Below are 17,951 nucleotides of genomic sequence, written 5' to 3'. Positions count from 1 at the left end.
GGAGTTGTCTTGGGACAGGTGAGTGCTGCCAGCACGATTTTGGTCAATACCGAGCCGGGCGCCACCCTTGCCGCCGTCGCGGACTATCAGCAGGTGCGCCCGAAGATCCTGTCCCCCCAGTACAGCGACTACCAGGTGTTGCAGGGCGGCCAGGGGGCGGGCACCGTCGCCAAATGGAGGTTGCAGGCCACCAAATCCCGCGTCCGAGACGTACAGGTCGACGTCGACGTCGCCGGCCACTCCGTCATCGAGAAGGACGCGAACTCGTCGATGGTCATCAACTGGACGGTGGCCCCCGCCGGGCCCGGCTCCAGCGTCACCATCAAGACCACCTGGACCGGTGCGGGCGGCATCAAGGGGTTCTTCGAGAAGACCTTTGCGCCGTTGGGGCTGAAGAGGATTCAGGGCGAGGTGCTGGCCAACCTGAAGCGCGAGCTGGAAGGCTAGGCCGGGTTGGAACCGCGGCCGGCAACCGCCACCGTCGGGCCCAACCGTTGGTCGGGAAATTCGACGGTAATCGCCGGGTCGGCGAAATGGGCGAGCGCGCTCAGCGCCGACGGGCTGTAGGCGCGTAGTTGGCTGATGAAACCATCGTGTGCCAGCGGGCTCAGACGCGTGAAGGGCCACGTCGCCGCCAACACCACCGAGTGGATCGGTGCCGGCGGCCTGCGGAGGTCGATGATCACCAACTTTTTCGCGGCCCGGGTCCCTTCGGCGAAAACTCGGGCCGCCAGGGCGGGCGGCAGATGATGTAACGACATCGCAAACACCGCGAGGTCGAAATGCCCGTCCGGGGCGTCGATGGCGGTGGCATCCATCGCCCGCACCGTGGCCCGTGGGTGGCTGCCGAGGTCGCCGGCGACGACGGCGGCCACAAACGTGGGGTCGATGTCGGTGACCGTCACGTGTGCCGTGGGGTGCATCTCCAGCAGCTTGCTCGACAGCCCGCCGAGGCCGGCTCCGAGCTCGAGGATGTTCGGAGAGGGGACATCGGACACCTCAGCAAGCACGATCTTGGCCAACTTCTCGTGGGCACCCAAGAACCGGCGCCGCCCGGCGCGGTCGAGTGCGCGGACGACCTTTTGTTTGAGATCGTCGACGTCCTCGCGGTCGAGGTATTCCAGTCGATTGGTCTGCAACCGACGGTCCAGCCAGGAGGCGTCCGGCCCACCGCGGGGCATGTTTTCGATGTCGTGGGCGCTGCTTTCCACGCAGACAATCATGGACCATGGCGGCACTCACCGACCGCGTTTTGCGCCCAATCCGTTCGCCGCAGAAGTACCCCATCCGGGTAGCGCGCGCTACGATGAATGTTTGGTTTCCCGAAGGGAAGACAATGGGCGGAAATGCCTTTTCAATCAGCAGGGCGTTTCGGACGGTTTCCCAGTCCTTTCGCCTCATGCGACAGAAAGACGCCGCGGCTTACTATACGATGATCGGCGACGACGTCATCGACTTTATGAATGACGGGTATGCCGATAGCTCCAAGCCGCTGTGGCTCAACCTCGGTTACTGGAAAGTCGCTCGGACCTATCCCGACGCTTGTGTGGCGATGGTCGAATTCTTGGGAACGCGGGCCGCGTTGGAACCAAGCGATAGAGTCTTGGACGTCGGCGTCGGTTTCGCAGAGCAAGATTTTGTTCTTCTCGATCGCTTCAAAGTTTCTCACATCACGGGCATCGACATCACGCCCGTCCACGTCGACAAGGGCCGAGAGCGCGTCGCAAAGCGCGGGCTGGAGAAGCAAATCGACATCCGACTCGGTTCCGCGACTGCAATGGAGTTTCCGGACGCATCGTTCGAAAAAGTGTTGGCCCTGGAATGCGCCTTCCACTTCGACACGCGCGATCAATTCCTCCGGGAAGCGCATCGCGTCCTCATACCGGGAGGAACCATTGCGCTTGCCGATATGCTTCCGAATTCGGATACGAAATTCGGCCTGACGACCGCTTTTGGCCGGAAGTACGGTCACATTCCCAAAGCCAATTACTACGACCGGGAGGAATACCGCCGGCGGCTGGCCTCTGCGGGATTTGGCGATGTCCTCGTTGAATCGATCCGGGAGGACGTGTACCCGGGGATGGCCAAGTACACCTGGCAACGCATTCAGGAAAAGAAAAAGATGAATGAAGTGGTCGTGGAAGTGACTCAAGACGATCGCGCACAATGCCGCGGTGCAGCGCTGTGGGAGAGATCGACCGGCTTGGGCGACTATGTGATCGTGTCGGCGCGAAAGCCTCCGGAGGCCAGCCGAGTTCCGTGACGACGTGGACGGCAAACGGGCTAGAGCATTCCGAGCAGGTGCAGGTCGGTGGCGTATTTGATGATGATCGGTGCCGAGATGTGCGGAATGTCTTGATCGGGGCCGATTTTCGCTTCTTGCACCGCGGCGCGGAATCGGTCGGTCGGCGCGTAGCACGCGCTGGTCGGCTCGGGGGGCTGCAACTGCTCGGCAGTGTTCAACAGGAACTGCAACACCTCCAGGACCGAGTGCCGGCGCTGTCGGTCCGGCAGGGCACGCAGGGCGGCCTCGAACCGCTGCAACCACTCCCCGAAGTCATCGATGCGCTGGATCGGGTAGCCGGCCTCGATCAGCCAGTCGACGAACTCATCGGGCCCGATGCCGTCGTCGTGCGGGTTCATCACGTGGTAGGTCTCAAACCCGTCGACCACCCGGGCGCCCAGCGTGGCGATCGCCTCGGCGACGAAACCCACCGGCAGCCCGTCGAAGTGCGCGCGTTGCCGGTTGCCCTCGGCGTCGAGCTGGAAGAACGAGCCGGGCGCGACGCCGGTGGCCAGCAGGCTCAGCGCCGTCCTCGTGAACACGTCCGGCACGTTGAGCTGGCCCGCGTAGGTGGTGTCGGCCAGGATCACGTCGCTACGAAATACCGAGACCGGCATACCGCACAGGTCGTGGGCCTCGCGCAGCAGCACCTCGCCGGCCCACTTGCTGTTGGGGTATCCGTTGCCGTAGCTGTTGTCGACTGTGCGGGTGGGGCTGATGACCCGGATGTCGGCGTCCTCGGTGAACAGCGACCGCTCGACCTGGTGACCCACGGCGCTCGTCGACACGTAGGTGTAGGGCTTGATCTTGGTGGTGAGCGCGATCCGGATCAGCTCGGCGGTGCCCATGACGTTGGGCCCGAACAACTCACGGTAGGGCAAGACGGTATTGACCAGGGCGGCGGCATCGACGATCAGATCGACGGTGTCGGCCAGCCGCTGCCAGGTCTGGGGGTCCAGGCCCAGGTTGGCTTCGCCCTTGTCGCCGGCGATGACCTCGAGATGATCGGCGAGTTCCTCGAAGTGCCGCAACAGCTCGGGGTCGCCGCTGTCGAAGGTCTGGTGCAGACGGCGTCGCGCGTCCTCGTCGGAGTGCGCGCGCACCAGGCAGATCAGCGTGCCCTCGACGCGCGCCATGCGGTCGAGCCAGTGCAGCGCCAGGTAACGCCCGAGGAAGCCGGTCGCCCCGGTCAGCAGGACCGTCCGCGCCTGGGAGCCGGCCCTGGGAAGCGTCGGGGCGACCGAGAGCGTCGGGGCGTCGATGAACTTGTCCAGCGTCAGATCGCGGGCGTGCACCTCGGTGGTGTCGCCGCCGTGCACCGACGCAAAGAGCACGTCGCCGGCCGGGCTCTCATGTCGGTCCAATTGCTCGCTGAGGCTTCTGACGGACGGGGCGTCGAACACTGTGCGCACCGCAAGATGGGACTCAAGGGCTTTGTTGATCGAGTCGATCAGGCGCATCGCCGACAGCGAATCCCCGCCCAGGTCGAAGAACGACTCGTCGACCCCGACCCGCTCGAGGCCCAGGACCTGGGCGTAGACGCCGGCCACGATCTCCTCGGTCGGGGTCTGCGGTGCCTGGAAGGGTGTGGCGGCAAACACCGGCGCCGGCAGCGCTTTTCGGTCGATCTTGCCCGAGGAGGTCAACGGGAACTGCTCAAGCACGACTATCTGGGACGGCACCATGTATTCCGGTAACCGCGCGCTCAAACGCTGGCGCACCGCGCTGACCTTGGCGTTGGTGCGGGGTTCATTGGCGTGCGGGGTGCTTCGGCGGGCCCACGTGTCGGGCAGGTAGAGGTCGGTCAGCGGTGGGGTGTGCTCGCGGTGCGGTTCGGGGCCGATGAAGACGGCGTCGAGGGTGCCGGGTTTGGTGCCCCAGGTCACCGCGACGTGATATCCGGCGGCTTCGCCGGCGCGGTGCAATTGTTCCGCAGTGGCGGTATCGGGGGTCGCATTGGCTTGGGCGAGTGCATCGGCCAGCGGTAACCCGGCCGTGAGTGCCTCTTCGACGCGGACGTCGGTGATCACTCCGGTGTGGGGAATCTCGGCGATGCGGACCGTGGCGGGACGGTGCGTCAGCAACTGGCTGCGTAACCCGTCCAGTCCTGCGCACTGGGCCCACGTCCAGGTGGGCACTTTCGCGAGCGAGCGTACCCACGTCGGGGTTTTATGGACGACCACGTCGTAGCGGTACCGGTTCAGTTCGTTGTCGGCAGATCCGCGTTTGACTTGGATGTCGAGCCCGGCCACTGACGGGTGGTCGGCGGCCCACGTGGTGAAAAACTCCGGGGCTAAGAGCAATTCGGATTCGCTGAGCATGGCCCGGTGAACCCGTTGGCGGATCTCGGCGGTGTCCGTGGTGTCGGTGCGGGCCAGCGCGACCGCGGTTTGGAAGGCGCCCTGCAGAGTGTGGTTGCGGACGTCACCGATGAACAGTGCCCCGCCGGGGGCCAGCAGTTCCACGGCGTAGTCGATGAGGTCGGCCAGGTATTGCCGATTGGGAAAGTACTGGATGACCGAGTTGAGAATGATGGTGTCGAAGTAGCCGGGCGGCAGTCCCTCGACCACATGGGCGGGTCGGGTCAGCAGCTGGACCCGGTCACGCCACGGGGTCTGCAACCGCTCCAGCGAGCGGGCCAGGTGGTCGATGGCCGCCGCCGACATGTCGGTGGCAACGTAACGCTCACACTCCGGGGCGATCTGCGACAGCACCAACCCCGAGCCCGCGCCGATCTCCAACACTCTTCGCGGCTGCAGGGCGATGATCCGGTCCACTATTGCCGAACGCCACTCCACCATTTCCTCGAGCGGGATCGGATCACCGGTGTAACTGCTGTTCCAGCTCCGAAAGTCCATGCCGAACGCCGACACTCCGACCTCAGCACCGTAGAGCTCGTTCCAGACGTGTTGCCATTCTTCGACGCTTTCGGCGTCGTGGTCGGCGCTGGCGGTGTGCTCGAGGGTGACGTAGGCGACGAGTTGGGCGCCGGTCTTGGCGTGGTGCACGGTTGCGGCTGCCTGGGTGACCTGCGGGCACGACAGCAGGGTGTTTTCGATTTCGCCCAGTTCGATGCGTTGACCGCGCAATTTGATCTGGGTGTCGGCGCGGCCCAGGTAGTCCAGTGTTCCATCCGGGGCCCAGCGCACCAGGTCACCGGTCCGGTACATCCGCGCGCCGGCAGCCCCATAGGGATTTGCGACGAACCGCTCGGCGGTCAGGTCCACCCGGCCCACATAGCCGTGAGCCAGGACCGGCCCGCTCACATACAACTCGCCGACCACTCCCCTGGGCACCGGGTTCAGCCGGGTATCGAGAACCAGCGCGCACGCTCCGGGCAGCGGGGCGCCGATGCCCACCGGCTGCCCCGCCGACAGCGGCGCAGTGCAGGTGACCCAGATGGTGGTCTCGGTGGGGCCGTAGGTGTTGAACATCTGCCGGCCCGACGCCCAGGTGGCCGCCAACTCTGCCGGGAGGGCCTCCCCGATGGTGATCAGCGTGTCCACCCCGTTCAGCCGGGCCGGATCCAGCGACGACAGCACCGTCGGGGTGAATACCGCCGCATTGACCTGCCGGCACTGCAGCAACGTGGTCAACGCCTCCCCGGCGTACGCTTCCCTGCCCGCCACCACCAGCGCCGCCCCCGACCTCACCGCCGACAACAACTCGCCGACCGACACATCGAAGGTCGGCGACGCCACCATCAACAGCCGCGAATCCGCACCCAGCCCGACCCCCTCGCCCAGCGCCGCCGCGCGCAGACCGGCGTGGCTGACCGCGACCCCTTTGGGTGAACCGGTGGACCCCGACGTGAACATCACGTAGGCGGTGTTGTCCACCCCCAACGGCGCCAGCCGGTCGGCGTCGGTTATTGCATCCGCGGAGCGCCCGCACAGGTCCATACCGTCGATGCGGAGCACCGGGCGCGGCCCGGCCCCGGCCACGGTGTCGGCACCACACGTCAACACCAACCCCGCATCGACCGTGTCCAGCATCGTGGCGATCCGTTCGACCGGATAGGCCGGATCCACCGGCACATAGATCCCGCCGGCCTTGACCACCGCCCACCAGGCCACCACCAACTCCAGACACCGATCCATTGCGACACCCACGGCATGCTCAGGACCCACCCCCGCGTCGATCAGTACCCGCGCCAACCGCGTCGACCACTCATCAAGCTCGCGGTACGACACCTCCCGGGTGCCGTCCACCACCGCCACCGAGTCGGGGCGGGCCGCCGCCGCAGCCAACAACTGTGGCGCCACCGCCACGGGCACTTCCACGCCAGTCCCAGACCACTGCGACAGCACCAAGTCCCGCTCACCGCGATCGAGCAGCGGGACGTCTCCCACCACGACCGACGCGTTCGCCACCACCGCCTCGATCAGCCGTCCAAACCAGGTGACCAACCGCTCGACGGTGGCTCGGTCGAAGAGATCGGTGGCGTAAGTCACCACCCCGGAGGCCATCGGCGCGGCCGGATCGTCGGTCGGCACTTCGCTGAACTCGAATTCCAGGTCGAACTTGGCGGTGCCGGTCGCAGCCGTCAGCGGCTCGACGCTGAGCTCGTCGAACGACAACACCTCGGGGCGCACATTGTTCTGGAAGGCCATGAACACCTGAAACAGCGGATGGTGTGCCGTGGAGCGCACCGGGTTGAGCTGCTCGACCAGCCGCTCGAACGGAACATCCTGATTGCTGTAGGCATCAAGCGCCTTATCGCGCACCTGCCCGAGCACATCGCTGAACCGGTGCGCAGAAGTGATCCCCACCCGCAGCACCCAGGTGTTGACGAAGAACCCGACCAGATCGTCGAGCGCCTGATCCAACCGTCCGGCGATCGGCGTGCCCATCACCACGTCCTCGCCGACGCCGACTCGGTGCAACAACACCGCCACCACCGCCTGCAGCACCATCGATGCGGTCGTATTATGCTCTGCTGCAACACGTTTGACGCCGGCCCACATTTGCGGGTCGACGGGCACGTCGATCGCATCACCGCGGAAACTGGGCTCCGGCGAGCGGGGCCGATCCGTCGGCAGCGACGCCACTGCCGGCAGATCGGCCAATTCCTGCCGCCAGTACCGCAACTGGCCCGCGATAATGCTGTCGGGATCAGACTCCGCGCCCAACAGATCCAATTGCCAAAGCGTGTAATCCGCATACTGCACCGGTAACGGCACCCACCGCGGCGCCTCCCCCCGCGCTCGTGCCCGGTACGCCTCGGCGATGTCCCTGACCATGGGAGCGAACGACCAGCCATCAAAAGCAATGTGGTGCAACACAATTGCCACCACATGCTGCTCGGGCCCGACCGAGTAGATCTGCGCACGAATCGGGATCTCTGCCGACAAATCGAACCGGTACCCAGCCAGCGCAATCACCCTGCCGGCGACATCCTGCTCCGGCAAAGACATCACCGCTGGGTCCCCGCCCTGCCACATGCCCGGCTTGGCCGGCATCACCTGCTGGAACGGCACACCGTCGATGTCGGGAAATATGGTGCGCAGCGATTCGTGGCGGGCGACGACATCGTCGAGCGCCGATTGCAGCGCCGCAACATCCAGGAGCCCGCTCATCCGAAAAGCGATCGGCATGTTGTAGGTCGCAACCCCACCCTCGAACCGGTTGAGGAACCACAGCCGGCTTTGGGCGAACGACAGCGGGACCACTGCCGGCCGTGGACCGGCCACCAACGGCTTACGCCGACCCGCATCTCCACGCGAGTCGTCGGCCCCGGCCCGTTCCGCACCCAGCAGGCCGAGCAGGTGCAGGTCGGTGGCGTACTTGATGATGATCGGCGCCGACACGTGCGGGATGTCCGGGATGTCCTTGTCGGGGCCGATTTTCGCTTCTTGCACCGCGGCACGGAATCGGTCGGTCGGCGCGTAGGACCCGCGGCTGGGCTCGGGGGGTTGCGGCTGAATAGCGTTGCGCAACAGCAACATCTGCAGCACCGAGTGCCGGCGCTGCCGGTCCGGCAGGGCACGCAGGGCGGCCTCGAACCGCTGCAACCACTCCCCGAAGTCATCGATGCGCTGGATGGGGTAGCCGGCCTCGATCAGCCAGTCGACGAACTCATCGGGCCCGATGCCGTCGTCGTGCGGGTTCATCACGTGGTAGGTCTCAAACCCGTCGACCACCCGGGCGCCCAGCGTGGCGATCGCCTCGGCGACGAAACCCACCGGCAGCCCGTCGAAGTGCGTGCGTTGCCGGTTGCCCTCGGCGTCGAGCTGGAAGAACGAGGAGGGCGCGACGCCGGTGGCCAGGACGCTCAGCACCATGCGGGTGACGGTGTCCGGCACGTTGAGCTGGCCCGCGTAGGTGGTGTCGGCCAGGATCATGCCGGAGCGGAACACCGCTACCGGCAGCCCGCACAGGTCGTGGGCCTCGCGCAGCAGCACCTCGCCGGCCCACTTGCTGCTGCCGTAGCCGTTGGCCAGGCTTCCGTCGACGGTGCGGGTGGGGCTGATGGCCCGGATGTCGGCGTCCTCGGTGAACAGCGACCGCTCGACCTGGCGGCCGACGTCTGAAGTCGACACGTAGGTGTAGGGCTTGATCTTGGTGGTGAGCGCGATCCGGATCAGCTCGGCGGTGCCCATGACGTTGGGCCCGAACAACTCACGGTAGGACAGGACGGCGTTGACCAGGGCGGCGGCATCGACGATCAGATCGACGGTCTCGGCCAGCCGCTGCCAGGTCTGGGGGTCCAGGCCCAGGTTGGCTTCGCCCTTGTCGCCGGCGATGACCTCGAGATGATCGGCGAGTTCCTCGAAGTGCCGCAACAGCTCGGGGTCGCCGCTGTCGAAGGTCTGGTGCAGACGGCGTCGCGCGTCCTCGTCGGAGTGGGCGCGCACCAGGCAGATCAGGGTGCCGTCGACGCGTGCCATGCGGTCGAGCCAGTGCAGCGCCAGGTAACGCCCGAGGAAGCCGGTCGCCCCGGTCAGCAGGACCGTCCGCGCCTGGGAGCCGGCCCTGGGAAGCGTCGGGGCGACCGAGAGCGTCGGGGCGTCGATGAACTTGTCCAGCGTCAGATCGCGGGCGTGCACCTCGGCCGTCTCGCCGCCATGCACCGACGTGAAGCACAAGTCGGTTGCCGGGCTCACGGCGGGAGCCACTTCCAGCAGCCTGCCATCCCTACCCAACAGCCGACTCAGGCTTCTGACGGACGGCGCGTCGAATATCGTGCGCACCGCGAGGTTGGTATCCAGGGTTTTGTTGACCGCGGCGACCAGCCGCATCGCCGACAGCGAATCCCCGCCCAGGTCGAAGAACGACTCGTCGACCCCGACCTGCTCGAGCCCCAGGATCTGGGCGTAGACGCCGGCCAGGACCTCCTCGACCACGTCGGCGGGGGCGCGGTAGAGACCCGCATGGTATTCGGGTGCCGGCAGGGCGCGCCTGTCGAGCTTGCCGTTGACCGTCAGGGGCAGCTCCTGCAGCACCATCACCGCCGCGGGGACGAGGTACGCCGGTAACCGCTCGGCGAGCTGCGAACGGACGGCTGCCGGGTCCACTGCCCCGGTGACCGTCTCGGTGACGTAGCCCACCAAGCGCTTGTCACCGGGGCGGTCTTCGCGGGCGATCACCACCGCCTGCTCCACCCCGTCCAGTCCGGACAGCGCCGTCTGGATCTCACCGAGTTCGATGCGATATCCGCGGATCTTGACCTGCTCATCGGCGCGCCCGAGATACTGCAGCTGCCCATCGGCGCCCCAGCGCACCAGGTCCCCGGTGCGATACATGCGTGTTCCGGGCTCCCCGAACGGACACGCCACGAACCGCGACGCGGTCAACCCGGCCCGCCGCAGATACCCGCACCCGACGCCGCGACCGGCCACATACAACTCCCCGATCACGCCGACGGGCACCGCGCGCAACCATCCGTCCAGGACGAACAGCGCCGCCCCCGGCACCGGTGCACCGATCGGCACCACCGCCGACCCCGCCGTCAGCGGGGCGCTGATCGTGGCATACACCGTGGTCTCGGTCGGGCCGTAGCCGTTGATCATCACCCGCCCGGGCGCCCACCGATCCACCACCTCGCCCGGGCAGGCCTCGGCGGCGATCATCAACGCCGCCGATCCCAGACCCTCGGGTGAGAGCGTCGCGACCGCCGACGGGGTTTGACTCAAGACGCTGACCTTCTCGGCGACGAGTAAGGCGTGCAAGTCATCCGGTGAGGCCGCCACCGACTCCGGCACCACGACCAGGCGCCCGCCGTGCAGCAACGCGCCCCAGATCTCCCAGACCGAGTAGTCGAAGGCATAGGAGTGGCACTGAGTCCACACCTGTTCCGGCGCCGGCTCCAGGCCGACGTCGAGTGAGTCGAACAGCCGGGTGATGTTGTGGTGGGTGACGGCGACGCCCTTGGGGACTCCCGTGGTGCCGGAGGTATAGATGATGTGGGCGACGTCGTCGGGGTCCGGCGCCGGGAGGCCTGTGCTTGGGTAGGTCTTCACAGCGGGGTCGTCGGTGGCGATGACCGGCACGCCGTACCCGCGCAGCCGGTCGGCCGGCCCGGTGGCGGCAATCGCGGCGATCGGCGCGGCGTCAGCCATCATGAACTCGATCCGGGCCGGCGGGTGCGCCGGGTCGATCGGTAAGTACGCGGCCCCGGCCTTGAGCGTTGCCAGGATCGCGACAATCGCGTCGGCGCACCGGTTGAACAGCACCGCCACACACTGGCCGGGGCCAACACCATGTCCGATCAGCAGGTGCGCCAAGCGATTCGATGCCCGATCAACCTCGCGGTACGTCATTGAGCGGCCGTCGAAGGTCACCGCCACCGCCCCGGGTGTGCGCGCCACCTGTGCGGCGAATAACCCTGGAATCGACACCGGCGTCGCGGGCTGGGCCAACACCGCGCGATTGCCGAACTCATCGAGGCGGGTGTGTTCGTCGGCATCGAGCACATCCATCGACGCAAGCCGCGCCGTTGGATCGGCGGACATGGTCGCCAGGATCCGCTGCAAGCGCGCGGCCAGCGCCTCGATGCCGGCCGGGTCGAATACGGCGGTGTCGAATTCGAGGCGAAGGCCCAACTCGTCGCCCGGCATCGCTTGCAGTGTCAGCGGGTAGTGGGTGGATTCACGGGTGGCGATGTCGGTGATGGCCAGCTCGCGGACGTCCAACGACGTGGCGGTGTCGATGGGGTAGTTCTCGTAGACGAACAGGGTGTCGAAGAGTTGGTCGTGGCCGGTGGCGCGGTGGATCTCGGCGAGCGCCAGGTGTTGGTGTTCCAGTGTGTGGTTGTGGTCGTTGCGTAGTTGGTCGAGCAGCCCGGCGGTGGTGGTGGCCGGGTTGATCCTCGCGCGCACCGGCACCGTGTTGATCAACAGACCGACCATCGTTTCCGCGCCGGGCAGCTCAGTCGGCCGGCCGGAGACCGCGGTGCCGAAGGTGACGTCATGCTGACCTGTCAGCCCCATCAGCAGCTGCGCCCACGCGGCCTGCAACACGGTGTTGACGGTGGTGTGGCACGAGCGCGCCAACTCGACCAGCGCCCGGGTGGTCTGTTCGGGCACCCGAGACGAGGTCACGCCGCGCCGCCCGAGCCCTGACCGATTCGGCGGGGCCACCAGGGTGGGGGTGTCGAAGCCGGCCAGCACATCGCGCCAGGCGGCGTGGGCGGCCTCGAGGTCTCGATCGGCCAGCCAACCGACGAACCGGCGATACGGCGTGGCCGCGGGTAGCCGCTGTCCGTAGTAGCCGGCGAAGATTTCCCCCAGCAGGATCGGCAGCGACCAGCCATCGAGCACGATGTGGTGGTTGGTCAGCACGACCCGGTGCCGCCCGTCGGCGGTGCGGATCAACGCCACCCGAAAGGCCGGCGGCTCGGTGAGGTCGCAGACCGCGGCGCGTTCGGCGGCGCACACCTGCTGGACCTGTTCCTCGGAGTCCAGTTCGAAGTACTGCCACGCCGCCGTGGGTTCGGCCGGGATGATCTGGACCGGCTGGTCGAATTCTTCGCAGAACCGGGCGGCCAGGTTGGGATGGCGGTTGATCACCGTGTGTACGGCATCGTGCAGGCGGTGCGGATCGAGCGGGCCGGTGACGGTGATGTCCAACTGCATCGCGTACAGGTCGTTGTTGCTGCCGCTGGCGCCGGCGTGAAAGTGTAGTCCCCGCTGCAGGGGGGTTAGCGGCAAGATATCGGCGATCCGGTACTGCTGTTGCAGCGCGTCGATCTGAGGTTGGCTGAGCCGGGCGGGGACGATATCGGAGGGGGTCAGCCCGCCGCCCCCGCGACGGACATGCGCGCAGATTCCGGCCAGGGCCTCGAACCACAGCTGACTGAGTCGGCTGATCTGGTGGTGGTCCAGTGCTGACGAGGCCCACGTCCAGGTGGCGTGCAGGTGCGGGCCGGTATCGGTGTCAGTCTCGTTTTCCAAGGCGACGGCGTTGAGTTCCAGGGTGTGTCCCAGTGGCATCGGCACGGCGGTCGCGGCAGCGACTGACTGGCCGTCCTGGCTGACCCGCCACAGCTCGTCAGGGAGGTCGGCGGCGGCCGCGCCCATCCGGCCCAGATAGTTGAATCCGATCGTCGGGTCCGGACCGGCCAGGTCGACGTCGGTGTTGAGGTAGCGCAGCAGCCCGTAGGTCAGGCCGTCGGGCAGGGCGCGCAGTTGTTCTTTGCCGCCTTTGACCACCGCACCCAGCGCCGCCTCGCCGGCCACGACCTGGGTCCAGCGCAGGCCACCGACCGCCAGCGAAACCGGGTATTTGGTGGTGAACCAGCCCACGGTGCGCGACAAGTCCACGTCGGGGAAAAGGTCGTCGTGGCGCCCATGGCCCTCAACGTCGATGCCGACGGGCGCGTCGCTGAGTGCGCCCAAGTATTCGGCCCAGGCCATCCCGAATGCGATCAACAGGATGTCGGTGATCCCGGTGTGAAACGCCGCGGGCACCTCGCCGAGCAGCAGGCGGGTCGTCTCGACATCCAGTGCTGCCGTCAGGTGCCCGGCGCTGGCATAGGTATCACGTTCGGGTTGTACCGGCGGTAACGCGGCCGGGGTCGCCAACACCTTTCGCCAGGTGTCGGCCTGGTCGACGACCGCTGGGGTGTGGGCGTGCTCATTGAGGAGTGCCGCCCAGCGGGCGAATGAGGTCCCGGCTGCCGGCAGCGCAATCGGTTGACCGCTGTGATGCTGGGCCCACGCGATATTCAAGTCCTCCAACAGGATTCGCCAGGACACCGCGTCGATGGCCAGGTGGTGAATGATCAGCGCCAACTGGCCGCTGACGGTCGCCCATACCGCGCGCACCATCGCCCCGCCGGCCGGGTTCAACCGTGACCGGGCCTCTGACAGCGCCTCGTCCGAGAGCACGTCGACGGTGTGCAGGCAAGCACCGGAGTCGACCGAACCCGGCTCGGGAACCTGGAGTGACCAGCCCCCGGCGTCATCGGTGTCGGCGCGTAGCCGCAGCATGGCGTGGCGGTCCAGCAGCGCCTGAAGAACGATCGCCACGTCGACGTCGGAGACCCCGGCCGGTGCTTGCACGACCATCGTTTGGTTGAACTGGTCGGTCGGGCCGTCCACGGTGTGCAGCCAGCGCATGATCGGGGTTGCCGGCACCGGCCCGACACCCTCATCGACCGGGACGGCTGCACCGGCGGCCGCCACGGCCACTCGGGCCAGGCGGGCCACCGTCTGCTCGACGAAGATGTCGCGCGGCCGACACGTCAGGCCTGCCGCCCGGGCCTGGGCCACCACCTGCATCGACAAGATGCTGTCCCCGCCCAGGTCGAAGAACGACTCGTCGACCCCGACCCGCTCCAGCCCCAGCACCTGGGCGTAGATGCCGGCCAGAACCTCCTCGACCGCGTTGGTCGGTGCGCGGTAGCGATCGCCATCGCGGTACTCCGGTGCCGGCAGGGCGCGGGTGTCGAGCTTGTTGTTGACCGTCAACGGCAACGCGCCGACAGCCACCACCGCGGCGGGAACCATATAGGCGGGGAGCCGCTCAGCGAGCAGGGCGCGCGCCTCGGCCGGGAGTGCTGTTCCGGTGATGTAGCCGACCAGGCGTTTGTCGCCGGGACGGTCCTCGCGGGCGATCACCACCGCCTGGTCGACACCGTCCAGCCCGGCCAGTGCGGCCTGGATCTCACCGAGTTCGATGCGGTACCCGCGGATTTTGACCTGTTCGTCCGCGCGTCCGAGGTAGCGCAGCTGTCCATCGGGACCCCACCGCACCAGATCGCCGGTGCGATACATCCGCGTCCCGGGTCCGCCGAAGGGACAGGGGACGAACCGGGCCGCGGTCAACCCGGGCCGCCGCACATACCCGACCCCCACGCCGTGGCCGGCCACGTACAACTCGCCGACCACCCCGGCCGGCAGGGGGCGCAGCCATTCGTCGAGGACGAACAAGGCCGCGGTCGCCACCGGCGCCCCGATCGGCGCCGCACCCGACCCCGCCTGTAACGGCGCGCTCATCGACGCGTACACCGTCGCCTCGGTCGGGCCGTATGCGTTGATCACCACCCGTCCGGGTGCCCACCGATCCACCACCTCGGCGGGGACGGCCTCACCGCCGAGCAGCAACGCCACCGAATCCAACCCCTGCGGCGAGAGTGCGGTCACCGCGGACGGGGTCTGGGTGAGCACGTTGACCTGTTCGCCGACCAAGAAGGCGTGGAAGTCCTCTGGCGAGGCCGTCACCTCCTCGGGTACCACCACCAGGCGCCCTCCGCCGAGGAGCGCAGCCCAGATCTCCCACACCGAGAAGTCGAAGGCATAGGAGTGGCATTGGGTCCACACCTGGGCACCGGGCAGGCCTGGGGGCGCTGACCGAGCCAAGTGGGTCAGGTTGCGGTGGTTGATGGCCACGCCCTTGGGGACGCCGGTAGTGCCCGAGGTGTAGATCAGGTAGGCGATGCCGTCCGGGGCTGGCGCCGGCAATGCGGTATCGGGCTGGCCGTCGACAGCGGGATCGTCGACATCGATGACCAGCAGGTCGTACCCGTCCAGTCGCGACCGCAGGCCCGCGGTCGTGACAGCGGCGATCGGCGCGGCATCGGTGATCATGAACTCGATCCGGGTATCGGGCAGCGCGGGGTCGATCGCCAGATAGGCCGCCCCGGACTTGAGTACCGCCAGCATGGCCGCGACCGCGTGCGCGGACCGCTCCATCAACAGCGCCACACACGAGCCCGGCCGCACACCATCGGCGGCCAGCAGGTGCCCCAGCCGGTTCGCGGCCTCGTCGAGTTCGCGGTAGGTCAGTGAGCGGCCGCCGCAGCGGATCGCGACCGCCTGCGGCGAGCGGGTCACGTGGTCGGCGAACAACTCCGGAACGGACGCGGGCGCCGGTGCGGGCCCGGTCAACACCGCCCGGTTGCCGATCTCATCCAGCCGGGCATGCTCACCGGCATCCAGCACGTCCACCGACGACAACCGCTGGTCCGGGTCGGCGGTCATCGCCTCCAGGACGCGTTCGAACCGCTCGATGAAGGCGTCGACGGTTGCCGTGTCGAACACGTCGGTGCGGAATTCCACCGCCCCGCCGATCCCGGCGGCCGCACCGGTCTCGGTGAAGCGCTCGGCCAGGGAAAACGACAGATCCATCCGGGCGGTGTGGCTGTCCACCGGCACCTGGGTGACCTGCAGATCGCCCAGCGCCAATCCGGCGGCGGGATCATGGTTTTCGTGCCCGGGAAGGTTCTGCCAGGACAACATCACCTGGATCAGCGGGTGATGGGCCAGGGATCGGGCGGGGTTGAGGCGCTCGACCAGCACCTCGAAGGGCACGTCCTGACGATCGTAGGCGGCCAGGCTACGCCGGCGCACCTGGGCCAGCAGCTCGGCAAAGCTGGGATCTCCGGTCAGATCGACCCGCAACACCAGGGTGTTGACGAAGAACCCGACCAGCTCGTCGAGAGCAGGATCACCACGGCCGGCGATCGGAAACCCCACCGCCACATCGGAACTCGCGCTGAGCCGCGACAGCAGCACCGCCAGGGCCGTCTGCACCACCATGAAGCTGGTCGCGTTGTGCTCGACGGCGAGCTCGCGAACTCGTTGCTGGAGCGCCGCAGGCCAGTCCACGGCTGCCTTGGCGCCGCGCTGATCGGCCACCGGCGGATAGGGCCGATCGATTGGCAAGTGCAGGCATTCGGGCATGCCGGCCAGGGCATCCTGCCAGTAGGCCAGTTGGCCGGCGATCGGGCTGTGGTCGTCGTCCAGATCACCAAACTGTTCGCGTTGCCACAACGTGTAATCGACGTATTGCAACGGCAATTCGGCCCATGCTGGGGACCGCCCCGCGCTTCGGCTGGCATACGCGATGCCCAGGTCACGCATCAGAGGGGTGATCGACCAGCCGTCGGCGGCGATATGGTGCACCACACCCACCAACACGTGCTCATCATCGTTGACGCGGAAAAGCTTTGCCCGCAACGGGATTTGGGTTGCCAGGTCAAAGGTGTGACCCGCCGCCTCCTCGATGGCCGCACTCAGCCGGCCCGGCGACCAGGCGGCGGCGTCGATGATTTCCCAACCGAAATCGGTCGGCTCGGCGGACACCACCTGCTGCTGGGGTATGCCGTCGGGTGCGGCGATCAGTGTGCGCAGGCTCTCATGGCGCGCCACCACGTCGACCATCCCCGCACCCAGTGCGTCGACATCGAGGTGCCCGCGCAACCGCAAGACCACCGCCATGTTGTAAACCGCTGAGGGCCCTTGCAATTGGTCGAGGAACCACAACCGATTCTGGGCAAACGACAACGGCACCACCGCGGGCCGCTCGACGGCCACCAACGGCTTACGCCGACCACCCTCCCTGCTGATACGGGGCGTCAATTGGGCAATCGTGGGGAAGTCGAACAGGGCGTGCATGTCGAGGTCGGCGTCCAGGGCGGTGTTGAGCGCGGCGACGAGGCGCATCGCGGACACCGAATTCCCGCCCAGGTCGAAGAACGAGTCATCGACGCCGACCCGGTCCAGTCCGAGGACTTGGGCGTAGATGTCGGCCAGGATCTCTTCCACGGCGTTGGTGGGGGCGCGGTAGTGGTCGGCATCCTGGTATTCCGGGGCCGGCAGGGCGCGGGTGTCGAGTTTCCCGTTGACCGTGACGGGCAGCGTCTGCAACGTCACGATCGCGGCTGGCACCATGTAGCCGGGGAGCCGCTCGGCCAGCGCGGCACGCGCGGTGGTCGGGTCGGCGGTGCCGATGATGTAGCCCACGAGCCGTTTGTCTCCGGGGCGGTCTTCGCGGGCGATGACGGCGGCGCGGTCGACGCCGTCGAGTGCGGTCAGGGCCGCTTGGATTTCGCCGAGTTCGATGCGGTAGCCGCGGATCTTGACCTGTTCGTCGGCGCGCCCCAGGTAGTCCAGTTGGCCGTTGCGGCCCCAGCGCACCAGATCCCCGGTGCGATACATCCGCGCTCCTGCTCCGCCGAAGGGGCAGGCGACAAACCGCGACGCGGTCAACCCGGCCCGGCGCACATACCCGACTCCGACGCCGTGACCGGCCACGTAGAGTTCACCGACCGCCCCGGGCGGCACCGGGTGCAGCGACTCGTCGAGGACGAACAGCGCCGCCCCCGGCACGGGTGTCCCGATGGGCACCACCGCCGAACCGGGGGCCAGTGGGGCGCTGATGGTGGCGTAGACGGTGGTTTCGGTCGGGCCGTAGCCGTTGATCATCACGCGCCCGGGCGCCC

General features: G+C 67.5%; 4 protein-coding genes (1 of these 4 cut by a window edge). 2 read left to right on the top strand and 2 right to left on the bottom strand.

Annotated features, from left to right (window positions below):
* The first annotated feature begins 9 nt into the window (after positions 1-9).
* Complete coding sequence (locus G6N51_RS17475; RefSeq protein WP_083176754.1) at positions 10-447, top strand: SRPBCC family protein; 438 nt, start codon at positions 10-12, stop codon at positions 445-447.
* Here the strand turns inward: G6N51_RS17475 and G6N51_RS17470 are convergent.
* Positions 444-1,223 carry a methyltransferase domain-containing protein gene (locus tag G6N51_RS17470; protein WP_083176752.1) on the bottom strand — a complete coding sequence of 260 codons (780 nt, stop codon included), beginning with the start codon at positions 1,221-1,223 and terminating at the stop codon, positions 444-446. The genes G6N51_RS17475 and G6N51_RS17470 overlap by 4 nt on opposite strands.
* Before the next feature lie 5 nt (positions 1,224-1,228).
* Here G6N51_RS17470 and G6N51_RS17465 point away from each other — a divergent pair, with 5 nt between their 5' ends.
* The gene (locus G6N51_RS17465) at positions 1,229-2,263 is read left to right on the top strand and encodes a class I SAM-dependent methyltransferase (RefSeq protein ID WP_083176750.1); all 1,035 of its coding nucleotides are present in this window, start codon (positions 1,229-1,231) and stop codon (positions 2,261-2,263) included.
* Between the two features lie 20 nt (positions 2,264-2,283).
* Here the strand turns inward: G6N51_RS17465 and G6N51_RS17445 are convergent, their stop codons facing one another.
* Positions 2,284-17,951: the 3' portion of a non-ribosomal peptide synthetase gene (locus tag G6N51_RS17445; protein WP_167528589.1), read on the bottom strand. It continues 925 nt past the right edge of the window; only the last 15,668 of its 16,593 coding nucleotides appear in the window; its start codon lies off the right edge, out of view; it ends in the stop codon at positions 2,284-2,286.

This window comes from Mycobacterium paraseoulense, assembly GCF_010731655.1.
Classification (GTDB): domain Bacteria; phylum Actinomycetota; class Actinomycetes; order Mycobacteriales; family Mycobacteriaceae; genus Mycobacterium; species Mycobacterium paraseoulense.
The sequence above is the reverse complement of the archived record's forward strand: the minus strand, read 5'-3'. Positions and strand labels throughout refer to the sequence as shown.

Bases quoted from the DNA above. Each gene is read 5' to 3' on its own strand.
- G6N51_RS17470 (WP_083176752.1), bottom strand. From the start codon at position 1,223: ATGATTGTCTGCGTGGAAAGCAGCGCCCACGACATCGAAAACATGCCC.
- G6N51_RS17465 (WP_083176750.1), top strand. From the start codon at position 1,229: ATGGCGGCACTCACCGACCGCGTTTTGCGCCCAATCCGTTCGCCGCAG.